Annotated in this window: 10 protein-coding genes and 1 riboswitch; of the genes, 5 read left to right on the forward strand and 5 right to left on the reverse strand. The window is 36.3% G+C overall.

Going from position 1 to position 13,124, the window contains the following annotated elements; all coding sequences use genetic code 11:
* Window positions 1-110 precede the first annotated feature (110 nt).
* Window positions 111-2,648 (forward strand): sodium-translocating pyrophosphatase, encoded by a 2,538-nt coding sequence (locus tag OZP13_RS17945; protein WP_281298104.1) that lies wholly within the window; start codon window positions 111-113, stop codon window positions 2,646-2,648.
* Window positions 2,649-2,710: 62 nt separating this feature from the next.
* On the opposite strand, the gene OZP13_RS17950 is transcribed toward OZP13_RS17945, so the two are convergent.
* The 4 genes from OZP13_RS17950 to OZP13_RS17965 form a co-directional block, all read right to left on the reverse strand.
* Window positions 2,711-3,106: a hypothetical protein gene (locus tag OZP13_RS17950; RefSeq protein WP_281298105.1), complete on the reverse strand. Its 396-nt coding sequence runs from the start codon at window positions 3,104-3,106 to the stop codon at window positions 2,711-2,713.
* Between the two features lie 161 nt (window positions 3,107-3,267).
* Entirely contained in the window at window positions 3,268-3,657 is a 390-nt protein-coding gene (locus OZP13_RS17955; protein ID WP_281298106.1) for a hypothetical protein, read from the reverse strand.
* Window positions 3,658-3,828: 171 nt separating this feature from the next.
* Complete coding sequence (locus OZP13_RS17960) at window positions 3,829-4,443, reverse strand: deoxynucleoside kinase (RefSeq protein WP_281298107.1); 615 nt, start codon at window positions 4,441-4,443, stop codon at window positions 3,829-3,831.
* Window positions 4,443-5,234: a hypothetical protein gene (locus tag OZP13_RS17965; RefSeq protein ID WP_281298108.1), complete on the reverse strand. Its 792-nt coding sequence runs from the start codon at window positions 5,232-5,234 to the stop codon at window positions 4,443-4,445. The genes OZP13_RS17960 and OZP13_RS17965 overlap by 1 nt, the downstream gene beginning before the upstream one ends.
* A gap of 297 nt (window positions 5,235-5,531) precedes the next feature.
* On the opposite strand from OZP13_RS17965, the gene OZP13_RS17970 reads away from it, so the two are divergent.
* Entirely contained in the window at window positions 5,532-6,422 is an 891-nt protein-coding gene (locus OZP13_RS17970; protein WP_281298109.1) for a GLPGLI family protein, read from the forward strand.
* 38 nt (window positions 6,423-6,460) lie between these two features.
* A complete protein-coding gene (locus tag OZP13_RS17975) occupies window positions 6,461-9,166 on the forward strand; it encodes a carboxypeptidase-like regulatory domain-containing protein (protein WP_281298110.1) in 2,706 nt (901 codons plus the stop codon).
* A gap of 116 nt (window positions 9,167-9,282) precedes the next feature.
* On the opposite strand, the gene metK is transcribed toward OZP13_RS17975, so the two are convergent.
* Window positions 9,283-10,533 carry a methionine adenosyltransferase gene (gene metK / locus OZP13_RS17980; RefSeq protein WP_281298111.1) on the reverse strand — a complete coding sequence of 417 codons (1,251 nt, stop codon included), beginning with the start codon at window positions 10,531-10,533 and terminating at the stop codon, window positions 9,283-9,285.
* Window positions 10,534-11,261: 728 nt separating this feature from the next.
* Here metK and OZP13_RS17985 point away from each other — a divergent pair.
* Both OZP13_RS17985 and OZP13_RS17990 read left to right on the forward strand, forming a co-directional pair.
* On the forward strand, window positions 11,262-12,542 hold the full coding sequence (locus OZP13_RS17985) for an O-acetylhomoserine aminocarboxypropyltransferase/cysteine synthase family protein (protein ID WP_269241514.1): 1,281 nt from the start codon (window positions 11,262-11,264) through the stop codon (window positions 12,540-12,542).
* 75 nt (window positions 12,543-12,617) lie between these two features.
* Entirely contained in the window at window positions 12,618-12,821 is a 204-nt protein-coding gene (locus OZP13_RS17990; protein ID WP_269241516.1) for a hypothetical protein, read from the forward strand.
* A 175-nt stretch (window positions 12,822-12,996) separates the two neighbouring features.
* Window positions 12,997-13,103: riboswitch (SAM riboswitch) on the forward strand.
* Window positions 13,104-13,124: the final 21 nt, after the last annotated feature.

Consider the following 13,124-nt stretch of genomic DNA (forward strand, 5'->3'; position numbering starts at 1 on the left):
AATGGCAATATTATTGGAAAATATTATTGTTTTTTCAATATCATTATAGTACGTTTGTATCATGTCTTTAATAGATTTGTTCGCTAAAAAATTATATAAAAATTAGATTTATGAATACAATAATAATTTATGTGCCAATAATTATGGCGTTGATTGGATTGGTTTTTATGGCTTTCAAAAGAGCCTGGGTTTTGAAACAAGATGCAGGTGACGGAAAGATGAAGGAGATTTCAGAACATATTTATGAAGGAGCCTTGGCTTTTCTTAATGCGGAATATAAATTGTTGGCAAGATTTGTTGTTGTGATAAGTATTGTTTTGGCTGGAATTACTTATATCCCTGGAATTTCAACTCATTTATTGATTGTTGTAGCCTTTGTTTTTGGGGCTTTTTTCTCGGCTTTGGCTGGAAATATGGGAATGAAAATCGCAACAAAAACAAACGTTAGGACAACGCAAGCTGCTCGTACCAGTCTTCCTCAAGCTTTGAAAGTTTCTTTTGGTGGCGGAACGGTAATGGGATTGGGAGTCGCTGGTTTGGCCGTTTTGGGGTTGACTTCTTTCTTTATACTTTTTTTCAATATTTTTATGGGTGGCGTTTGGACTTCGACAGAAGATATGACCGTAGTATTGGAAACCTTGGCGGGATTTTCTCTTGGAGCAGAATCTATTGCTTTGTTTGCCCGTGTTGGTGGTGGAATTTATACAAAAGCTGCCGATGTTGGAGCCGATTTAGTGGGTAAAGTCGAAGCTGGAATTCCAGAAGACGATCCAAGAAATCCGGCTACAATTGCAGACAATGTGGGAGATAATGTAGGTGATGTTGCCGGAATGGGTGCCGATTTATTCGGTTCTTATGTAGCAACAGTTCTCGCAGCAATGGTTCTGGGTAATTATGTTATCAAGGATATGGGCGGAAAAATCGAAGATGTTTTCGGCGGAATAGGCCCTATTTTATTACCAATGGCTATCGCTGGTTTTGGGATATTATTTTCCATTATCGGAACGATGTTGGTTAAAATTACGGATAATGATGCAAAAGAAAAACAAGTACAAGGCGCATTGAATGTTGGAAACTGGGTTTCCATTGGTTTAACGGCCATGGCTTGTTTCTTCTTGGTTCGATATATGTTGCCTGAAAGCATGAAAATGAATTTCTTTGGCGAAGGATTACAAGAGATTTCCTCAATGAGGGTTTTCTATGCAACAATTGTAGGGTTAATTGTTGGTGCGGTTATTTCGTCAGTTACTGAATATTATACCGGTTTGGGTACAAAACCAGTGATGTCAATCGTTCAAAAATCAAGTACTGGATCTGCAACTAATGTGATTGCAGGTTTGGCTACGGGAATGATTTCCACGTTTCCAACGGTTTTGTTGTTTGCTGCCGCGATTTGGACTTCCTATGCCTTAGCGGGTTTCTATGGAGTGGCGCTTGCTGCTTCTGCCATGATGGCCACGACGGCGATGCAATTGGCAATCGATGCTTTTGGACCAATCTCGGACAATGCTGGTGGAATTGCCGAAATGAGCGAATTGCCAAAAGAAGTTAGAACTCGTACCGATATTTTAGATTCTGTTGGAAACACTACAGCCGCAACCGGGAAAGGTTTTGCAATCGCTTCTGCGGCATTGACATCATTGGCTTTGTTTGCTGCTTATGTAACTTTTACCGGAATAGACGGAATCAATATTTTCAAGGCACCGGTTTTGGCAATGTTGTTTGTGGGCGGAATGATACCGGTGGTTTTCTCTGCATTGGCAATGAACTCTGTTGGAAAAGCAGCTATGGATATGGTGTATGAAGTGCGTCGCCAGTTCAAGGAAATTCCAGGAATTATGGAAGGAACCGGAAAACCGGAATATGGAAAATGTGTGGCCATTTCGACTAAAGCCGCTTTGCGCGAAATGATGCTGCCGGGGGTTTTGACCATAGGCTTTCCTATTGCCATCGTGCTTTTGGGCAAAATAGTTTACAGCCACAACAATCAATTAATTGCCGAAATGCTGGGTGGATATATGGCTGGAGTAACCGTTTCTGGTGTACTTTGGGCTATTTTTCAAAACAATGCCGGAGGTGCTTGGGACAATGCCAAGAAATCTTTCGAAGCTGGTGTCATGATTAATGGTGAAATGACATACAAAGGTTCTGATGCGCATAAAGCAGCTGTAACCGGAGATACTGTTGGGGATCCATTCAAGGATACTTCTGGGCCATCTATGAATATCTTGATAAAATTAACCTGTTTGATAGGATTGGTGATCGCTCCAATTTTAGGAAATGGAAGTGATTCTGGAATCCAAACAATGACAACTACAACGGAAATGAAATCTTGCTGTAAAGAAGAAATGATGGGTAATTGTGATATATCAAAATGTGCCACTATGACCAAAGAAGAGTGTGCTAAAATGTGTGACGAAAAAGGTTGTACCCCAGAGCAAAAAGAAATGTGTATGATGCATTATGATGCTAATGGCAAGTTTATACCAACAAGTAAAGTATCTAAAAAAGAAATTAAAGTTGAAATAATTAAGGAAAACGGAAAGTCAAAAGCCACTGTCACCACTATTGAAAATGGAAGTAAGAAAATTGAAATTTTTGAAGGTTCAACTGAATTGGTAAAAGCTAAAGTGGAAGCGTTGAAATAAAAACAGTTGATTACTAAACCTATAAATGCCCGGCAATTGCTGGGCATTTTTTATGTTTTAATTTAATAGGTCATTCCTAAATCACCTAAGTCTTGTAATGAAATTGCGGCGATAATTATGCCTATAACAAGTAAAGTGCCTGTAACAATTCCAATAGTTCCCCAAGTAGATGCTGATTTGTCTAAAACGCGAATTTTTTTGATTTCGCTTTCGGATAATGGAGTTTTTACAATCTTTCCATTTTCTTGTGTAATTCCATAATAGATTCCGTCAATCTGTTCGATTTTTTTAAACTTCAGTTTTGCGTCGTTGTCATTAATAATTGTCACTTTATTTTTTGTAGCTGCAGCTTCTTCAATGGAAACTGGTGTTTTTTGATAAACGGCACAACTTTGTAGAAGAAATGCAAAAATTAAAAAAACACAAACTGACTTGCTTTTAAAATACTTTAGAATCATAATTTTTAGATTTAAGTTAATAATCTTAAAAACCAAGTATTGGCAGAACAATATAAATTGGGATTATAAAAGAGAAAGTTAGTTTTTGGCGTAAAAATAAATCAATCAATTCGGCATCAATTTGATGGATGATTTATTTTAAATCTTTGAAAATAGTGCTATTACTCTCCTAGGCCTAAGTTACCAGGTCCCCAATCAACTGTTGCAAAAATTATGATAAGCGCCAACGGAACAACCACAACGGCAATGGTTGATAGAGTAGACGTGGATTTGTCTAAAATGCGAATTGTTTTAATTTCGCTTTTATTTAAAGGGACTTTTACAATTTCCCTGTCTCCATCTATAATTCCATAATACACTCCGTCAATCTGTTCAATTTTTTTAAGTTTAAGTTTTGTGTCGTCGGTTTTAATAATTAATACTTTATTCTCGGTAGTCACGGCTTCGTCGATGGAAACGTGTGTTTTTTGATAGACAGCGCAACTTTGCAAGAGGAATGCAAAAACTAAAAAGACACAAACAAATTTGCTTTTAAAATACGTAAGACTCATGGTTTTTAGATTTAAATTAATAATCAGAAAAAACCAATGATTAGTAGCGTTTTGTAGATTTAGGTTAATACAAATAATAACTAATCGAAGTCTATTGTAGGCTTTAATTAATTGATATTCAAAGGTATGAATAATAGTGGTAAGAAAAAATAAAAAGAGGTTGTTTCTGCTCTAAAACAAACCGTTCAATTCAGCATCGATTTTATTGATAATCATCCCCAAGTCTTCGGGATTGTCCACAAAATTAATGTTGTCCACGTCGATAATCAATAATTTTCCCTTGGTATAGGTTTGAATCCAAGCTTCATAACGCTCGTTCAATCGGTTGAGATAATCTATGGAAATGGTGTTTTCGTATTCGCGACCTCGTTTGTGGATTTGACCTACCAAATTAGGAATGGAACTTCTCAGATAAATCAACATATCGGGTGGTTTAACCGTAGATTCCATCAATTCAAAAAGCGAAGAATAGTTCTGAAAATCTCGATTGGTCATCAAGCCCATGGCGTGAAGATTGGGGGCAAAAATATGAGCATCTTCATAAATAGTTCGGTCTTGAATGATTTTTTTGCCGCTTTCGCGAATTTGAATCACTTGTCGAAAACGACTATTGAGGAAATAAATTTGCAAATTAAACGACCAACGCTCCATTTGGTGATAGAAATCATCCAAGTAGGGATTGTCGACCACGTCTTCAAAATGAGGTTCCCATTTGAAATGTTTCGCCAACAAACGGGTTAATGTCGTTTTTCCAGCGCCTATGTTTCCTGCTATTGCTATGTGCATTACGGTATTGAGATTTTATAATTGCTAATTCCTTGGTTGGTAAAAATAGACAAAATTTGGTTTTTGTAACAGAAATTTTTAAATGATTTTTCCACATTTTCAATCGGGGAAATCGTGCCGTTTTTCAAATCCTGAACATATAATTTCTCTTCTTTTGAAAAGATAATCAATTGGTTTGTAATTGCTTGAATTTGATCGAAATCGGAAACTCTTCCCAAATTGGTGATTTTTCCAAAAACATCACAAGAAAACCAATTCAGGTTGTTGTCGATCCATTGAAACGTATTGAAATCGGATTCATGATGTTTTAAACTTCCTTGAAAGGATGGTGTTATTGTTTGAAATGTGTTTTTCAAGTAGTCAAAAAGTCCAATTTGTTGAGTCAAACTATTGTAAATCCACAGTCTGTTTTGGGAAGCGATTCCCGTTGCTGTAGCCATTATTGGCACAGCATTTTCCGAAAGATTTATTTTTTGGGTTTCACTCAATTGATTGTCCAGAAGAATAATTGTGTTGAAATTTTCATAAAACAACATGATTTTTAATGGATTTTGGATGTCAATTTTTGTTGGTTTTTCCAGCGAAATATTTTTGTATTCAAAGGATTCGCCTTTTTTTTGTTTAGACAAAACATTGTTTTTTATCGAATAGTAAAAACCAAATTGATCGTATCCCAGAAAATAATCTGCGCTTAGTACTGTCGAATCCAGTTTAGTTGCGACATAAGTTTTGCCTTGTCCAAAACAGGCGGCAATAAAGAGTAGGAAGAATAATAAAAACGTTCTTTTCATAAGAGTACCAAATTACAAAAAAATAAGATTGATAGAGTTGGTTATTTTTAATTTCAAATCGAGTTTTCAAATTCATCTGTATAAAAATGCATTCCGTCTATTTGTTTAAGGAGTTTGTATATTTCATTTTCATTTCCAGTGAGTTAGTTCTACTTTTGATGGAAGGTCTTTTTGTGGAGAGGTTAAACCGTGATTAAACCTTTTACAATAATAAATGTCTTACTTTTTTAATTTTAAAAGTGTAACATAAACACTTTTAAATAGTCTTACTTGTTAAATCAAAAAATAAATAAATATATGTCTAGAATTATTTTTACAATAGCGTTAGTGTTCTCGGTTCATTTGGGAATTATGGCACAGGAATTTCAAGGAATGGCTGTGTATGAATCCAAAACCAGTACGGCAGATTTTAAAACCCGAATGCAAGGCAATAAAGACATCACGCCAGAAATGCAAAAGAACATGGAAGAGCGGATGAAAAAAATGTTCGAAAAAACATTCATTCTTAATTTTGACAAAGTAGCTTCTATATATAAAGAGGAAGAAAAATTGGATTCCCCAGGTCAAAATAATGGCGGTATGCGCATGATGGCTTCCATGACCGGAGGTGGAGGAACTTATTATAAAAACATAAAAGAAAAAGCATATACCGTTGACAAGGAATTTATGGGAAAAGAATTTTTGGTAAAAGATTCATTACCTAATCTAAAATGGAAAATGGAAGGCGAAACCCGAGTTATTGGAGGGTATAATTGTTTCAAAGCCACAGCCATTCGACCAGTAAGCAAAACAGATTTTAGGAATTTTGCACCTAAAAAAGAAGATGCCACTACGTCAAAACCAGCCGATGCCACCAAGAAAACAAGTTTTATGGATCAAATAGAAGTGCCTAAAGAAGTGGCAGTAACAGCTTGGTACACTCCTGAAATTCCCGTGAATCAAGGCCCTGAAGGCTATTGGGGATTGCCGGGATTGATATTGGAAGTCAACGACGGAAAAACGGTTATTTTATGTTCCAAAATTGTGTTGAACCCAAAAGAAAAAGCAGTGATAAAAGCGGTAACTAAAGGGAAGGTTGTTACCCAAAAAGAATTTGATGAAATTATGATTAAAAAAATGGAAGAATTTCGGGAAATGAATCAAGGACGTCCTGGTAATGGTGGACCTGGTGGCATGGGAAGACCATAAACGAGCGCTATTTCATTCATAAATCCAAAAAAATCTAAATGAAAAATACAATTTTAGTTGCTCTGTTTTTTGTTGGCTCATTTTCTTTTGCCCAAACTGTGAAAATTGAAGGAGTTATAACCGATAATAAGAATGTTGGTTTGGAAATGGTGAACGTCATGGCGGTAAACAAAGCCACAAAAGGAATGGATTCCTATGCTATTACAAATGATAAAGGAAGGTATGTTCTCGATTTGAAGATAAATACAGCTTATACGATCAGTGTGAGTTTTCTGGGAATGCAAAGCACGCAGATAGAAATCGTTACCACTAACGTGAATGTCAGTAAAAATATAACGCTGCAAGAAGGCGCAGTTGAATTGGACGGAGTGGAAATTGTACGCGAAATGCCGGTTTCCATCAAAGGCGACACCATAGTTTACAATGCCGATTCTTTTAAATCAGGAACCGAACGAAAACTCGAAGATGTCCTCAAAAAATTGCCGGGAGTCGAAGTCAATGCCGATGGTGAAATAGAAGTCGAAGGCAAAAAAGTGACCAAATTAATGGTCGAAGGCAAAGACTTTTTTGACGGCGATACCAAATTGGGTGTCAAAAACATTCCAGCCGATGCCATCGACAAAGTACAAGTGCTTCGCAATTTCAACGAAAACTCGATTCTGAAAGGCGTGGAAAACAATCAAGACAATGTGGCGATGAACATCAAACTGAAATCCGGGAAAAAGAATTTCTGGTTTGGTGATTTGACCGCAGGAATTGGCTTGGGAATGTTGGATAGCCGCTATTTGATTAACCCAAAATTGTTTTATTATAGTCCGAAATACAGCATCAACCTCATTACTAATTTCAATAATATTGGGGAGTTGCCCTTGACTATCCAGGATTACATGAAACTGACGGGAGGATTTAGAGGTTTGGCTTCCAAAGGAGGTTCCAGTTTTAATGTCACTTCCAACGATTTGGGGATTTCATTGATGAGGAACAATCGAGCCAAGGAAATTGAAACCCAGTTTGGAGCGGCCAATTTCTCTTATAGCGTTAATAAAGCTTGGACTTTGAGCGGTTTTGGAATCATTTCTTCCTCACTTACGGATTTAGAAACCCTTTCGCAAACCAATATCTTGGAACCTAATTCTTCCGAAATTCAATCCACGGAGAACAAGAAAGAATTGGCCAATCAAAAAAGTAATTTGGGAATGTTCAAGCTCAGTTCGAGTTACAAACCATCGACTAATTTCCAGTTTGATTATGATGTTTTGACCAAGATTTCGAAACAGCAGGAAGATGCGCCTTTGGTAAGGGAATCCATTGTCGATAACACTTCGACAACCGAAATTATCAATACCACAAAAGAGCAAGAACCCATTTCTGTAAATCAAAACCTGAGCTTGTTTTATACGCTCAACGAAAAAAATATTTTCGCGGTCGAAATGCAGCATTTGTATCAAGAAGAGGATCCTTTTTATAATGCCAATTTAAATTCGCAACCTTTTGATTTAGTGGGGTATGTTGCAGGTCAAAACAGGAATGATATTTCTCAAAACCGTTTTGTAAAGACCAATAAGATAGATGCTAAAGTCGATTATTATTATATGCTTACGCCAAAAAGCAATGTCAATATCACATTGGGAAATACCTATTCTTATCAAAATTTTAATTCCAATATGTATCAAATTCTGGACAATCAATCCATTAATGAATTAGAGGATGTGACCAATAAAAATGACGTAAATTACAATTTCAACGATGCCTTTTTGGGCTTGCATTACAAGATTTTGACCGGTAAATTTACTTTTACGCCTGGGGTGAGCATCCATAGTTACAATATGACCAATCAGCAGTTAGGAACAGATTTTAGTCAAAATTTCTCCAGAGTTTTACCGGATTTATTGGCAATTTTTCAAATTAAAAAAGCTGAAAGTTTGACTTATAATTTTTCATATACTAATAGTTTTACCGATATTAATCAATTGGCGGAAGGTTTTGTTTTTTCTAATTACAATAGCCTACGAAAAGGAAGAAGAACACTCGAAAACGCAACCGCTCGTCAACATTCGTTGCGTTATTTTAAATACAATATGTTTAACATGGAAAATATATCCGCCTTTTTGACCTATTCCAAACGAATAGATGCCATAAAGACGGAAGCCTTTTACGATGGCGTAAACCAATCCTCTGTGCCGTATAATTCATCAGACTTTGCAGACGAAACTTTATCAGGAAGTGGTTCTTACGGTCGCTCTTTCTTGAAGAATTACAAAGCCTCTTTTTCGGCAAACCTAAATTGGTCTTTATTCAATAATATTCAAAACAATGTGTTGTCAACCAATGAAAGTTTTACCCAAAGCTATACGCTAAAAGCATCCACGAATTACAAAAAAATGCCCAATTTAGAGGTGGGTTACAATATTGTAATTAATGATTATGCCAACAGTGTTTACTATACAGACCGACCTTTTGCCAAATTGGATTATTACTTTCTGAATAGTTTTTCACTTGTGACGGAATATGAATTTTACCACTATTACAATGCTGAAAAAACCGTAAACAACGAATATGATTTCTTGAGTGCAAGCTTGATTTATCAAAAGAAAGATAGCAAGTTCGAGTATAAAATTAGTGGAACCAATCTCTTGAATACCAAATCTATCAACGACGACAGTTTCTCGCAATTTTCTACCAGAACCTCGCAATATACTGTTCAACCTCGATATTTGATTCTTTCTTTAAAGTATAATATTTAAGGAGATAATAAATCTTCCTTGAAAATGCAGCTAACAAAAAACCCTGACTATTTTACTTAGTCAGGGTTTTTCTTTGCGAATTTCGCGTATAAATTTGTGTGCTTTTCGGTTAAATTTTACAACCCAAAAGCAGCTTTCACTTGATCCACGAAATCTAGTTTCTCCCAAGTAAACAATTCTACTGTAACTGTTTTTTCAATTCCACCTGGAGCATAAAAAGTTTTAGTTACAGTTTCTGGTTTACGTCCCATATGTCCGTAAGCAGCAGTTTCGCTATAAATAGGATTTCTCAATTTCAAACGTTGCTCGATAAAGTATGGACGCATATCAAAAATTTCTTCCACTTTTTTGGCAATTTCACCATTGGTCAAATTCACTTTTGAAGTTCCGTAAGTGTCAACAAAGATTCCCATTGGTTTTGCAACCCCAATAGCATAAGAAACTTGAACCAAAATTTCGTCGGCAACACCGGCTGCTACAAGGTTTTTGGCAATATGACGTGTTGCATAAGCCGCACTTCTATCCACTTTACTTGGATCTTTTCCAGAGAAAGCACCACCACCGTGAGCTCCTTTTCCACCGTAAGTATCCACGATAATTTTTCTTCCAGTCAATCCTGTATCTCCGTGTGGTCCACCAATAACAAATTTCCCGGTAGGGTTGATGTGGTATTGGATTTTGTCGTTAAACAAGTGGGCATATTGAGGATATTTCGCTTTAATTCTTGGAATCAAAATAGAGATTAAATCACTTTTGATTTTAGCCAACATTTCAGCTTCTGGAGCAAAATCGTCGTGTTGTGTCGAAATTACAATTGCATCAATACGTTGTGGTTTGTTGTCGTCTGAATATTCTAAAGTTACTTGTGATTTAGCATCGGGACGCAAATATGTAATTTCGGAATTTTCTCTTCTAATATTTGCCAATTCAATCAATAATGCGTGAGCAATATCCAAAGCCAAAGGCATATAATTTTCAGTTTCATTGGTGGCATAACCAAACATCATTCCTTGGTCACCAGCTCCTTGTTCTTCTTTGCTGGCTCTGTCAACACCTTGATTGATGTCGGCAGATTGTTCGTGAATGGCCGAAAGAACGCCGCAAGAATTGGCTTCAAACATATATTCACTTTTGGTATAGCCAATTTTTTTGATGACATCTCTAGCAATAGTTTGAACATCCAAATAAGTTTCAGATTTTACTTCACCAGCCAAAATAACCTGTCCAGTGGTAACCAAAGTTTCACATGCCACTTTCGATTCTGGATCAAAAGCCAAGAAGTTATCAATTAACGCATCTGAAATTTGATCAGCAACTTTGTCTGGATGTCCTTCGCTCACAGATTCTGACGTAAATAAATAAGCCATAATAGTATAATTTTATAATTAAGCGAGGAAAATTGTGATTGCTGGGAAATACTAAAGGAGAGTTGCTGCTTTAGCATTTTTTTAACGAGGTTGCAATCAGTTCAAATTTTTCCTCTAATATTCGGGTGCAAATGTATGAAACCATTTTGAATTGCAAATTAAACTTAACTTTTTTTTGATGTTAAAAATTCAGGGTTGCTAACGGGTTGATTTGTTGATTATTTAAAGATTTGGCTATTTATGTATTTTTTTTCAAAATATATTTGGATTTCTAAATAATAGTTTAGATATTTGTCCCAACAAAAGGAAAAGCAAAATGATTTTAAATGTATGTAAAATGTCGAAACACTTTCAGGTTAAGTCCTGTGGGTCGCCTATTGCATAAATTTAATTTCAAATTTATATAACAAAAAGCTTCCCAAGTAAACGGGAAGCTTTTTTTTTGAATCCATAATAATCACAAGAATCAATACAATGAACAATTTAAAACAACAACAAATGAGCAAATGCAATGTCAAATCGATGATTTGTGCAATGTCTATGAAGTTTGTGTGCGTCTGTTGATTCCGAAAGTAATAAGTTATAACAAAACTTGAAACCCTTTTGGATACGTATCTAAAAGGGTTTTTGTTTTTTAGGTTACACAGTATCAAACAATTTCAAAAATAAAATCAACTGAAACGAATTCAGTTTTATAAATAAAATCAATTATAAAAAAATAAAAAATTATGAGCACTCCAAAATTCGCTACAAACGCATTACACGCAGGACACGACGTTACTAAAACAGCAGGAACTAGAGCGGTACCTATTTATCAAACCAGTTCTTATGTATTTAATAATTCAGGTCATGCGGCCAATTTATTTGGACTTGCCGAAGCGGGATTTATATATACCAGATTAAATAATCCAACTAACGATATACTAGAACAACGTTTGGCAGCTCTCGAAGGCGGAATTGCCGCAGTAGTTACCGCATCGGGAACGGCAGCCATTGCAACATCATTATTGGTTTTACTGAAGGCGGGCGATCACATCGTGGCTTCCAATAGTTTATATGGCGGAACCTATAATTTGTTGAGTGCCACTTTGCCAAGATTGGGAATTACCACCACGTTTGTAGATCCATCGGATGCGGCCAATTTTACCAAAGCAGCCCAAGAAAATACCAAAGTGTTCTTTGCAGAAAGTTTAGGAAATCCAAAATTGGACGTCCTGGATTTGAAAGCCATTTCGGCCGAAGCAAAAGCCTTTAAAGTTCCTTTTATTGTAGACAACACGGTTCCTTCTCCTTATTTGCTAAACCCAATCGAGCACGGTGCCAATATCGTGATTCATTCCTTGACCAAATACATTTCAGGAAATGGAACATCGCTTGGAGGAGCTGTTATCGATGCAGGAACATTCGACTGGAGCAGCGGAAGATTCCCTGAATTTACCGAACCATCGGCAAGTTATCACGGATTGGTTTATCACGAAGCGCTTGGAAATGCTGCTTTTATTGCCAAAGTGAGAATCGAAGGTTTGCGGGATTTTGGTGCAGCTTTGAGTCCGTTCAATGCTTTCCAGATTATTCAGGGACTCGAAACTTTGCAGGTTCGCGTCCAGAAGCACAGCGAAAACGGATTGGCTTTGGCCAAATGGTTGGAAACCCAAGACCAAGTTTCGTGGGTCAATTATCCAGGGTTAAAGTCCAGTAAATATTACGATTTGGCAACACAATATTTACCCAAGGGACAAAACGGATTGCTAACTTTCGGCCTTAAAGGAGGTTTTGAAGCCGCCAAGAAAGTGGCCGATGAAACAAAGCTATTTTCGCTTTTGGCCAACATTGGTGACACAAAATCATTGATTATCCATCCGGCGAGTACCACGCATCAGCAGTTGTCAGATGCAGAGCAGGTCGCCACGGGAGTAACCAAGGATTTAATCCGACTCTCGGTAGGGTTGGAAGACATAGAAGACTTGAAAGCCGATTTACAGGCAGTTTTCGAAAATTTAAAAGAATAAAATAACATAGATGAACTTGGGGAAACTGAATTCAATATGTTTTAAAATAAAAAGAATATCTAAAAATAAAACATCATGAAAACACTAAAATATATAACAACGGCAATTGAGTTTCTTAAAAGTTTGAACATAAGAACAAAAGCAAATACGGCTAATGAAACAAATACGGAAACAACGAATACCCGATTTGGAATCAATTTGAAAAAAACTTCAGGCAAAGCGCCGACTTCTTTGTTGGGCTTAATGTATTCTGAAGAAAACAACACTCTTTTTATCTAAAAAAAGGATTGTAATAAAAAGCGGTGTCAATTTTAAAACAAGCAACGGCAAGAATCTGTTTGTGGATTCTTGTCGATGCGGTTTTAATCTTAAATAAAAAACCAAGCAGCCTAAAATTTGGATGTTTGAAAAATTAGTGGTTAATTTGTGCCTTAAAGTTCACATACGTATTGAAATGTTATAAAGAAAGCTCGAGGGAATAGACCCGATGAAAGCTTAGCAACCCTTTGAAAACGAAGAAGGTGCTACATTCTATCTCGATTTGTCGGGAAAAGATAACAACAAGAATTCTTCTAGTTTACT

Origin of the sequence: Flavobacterium limnophilum (assembly GCF_027111315.2) — a bacterium.
In the GTDB taxonomy this organism is placed as follows: domain Bacteria; phylum Bacteroidota; class Bacteroidia; order Flavobacteriales; family Flavobacteriaceae; genus Flavobacterium; species Flavobacterium limnophilum.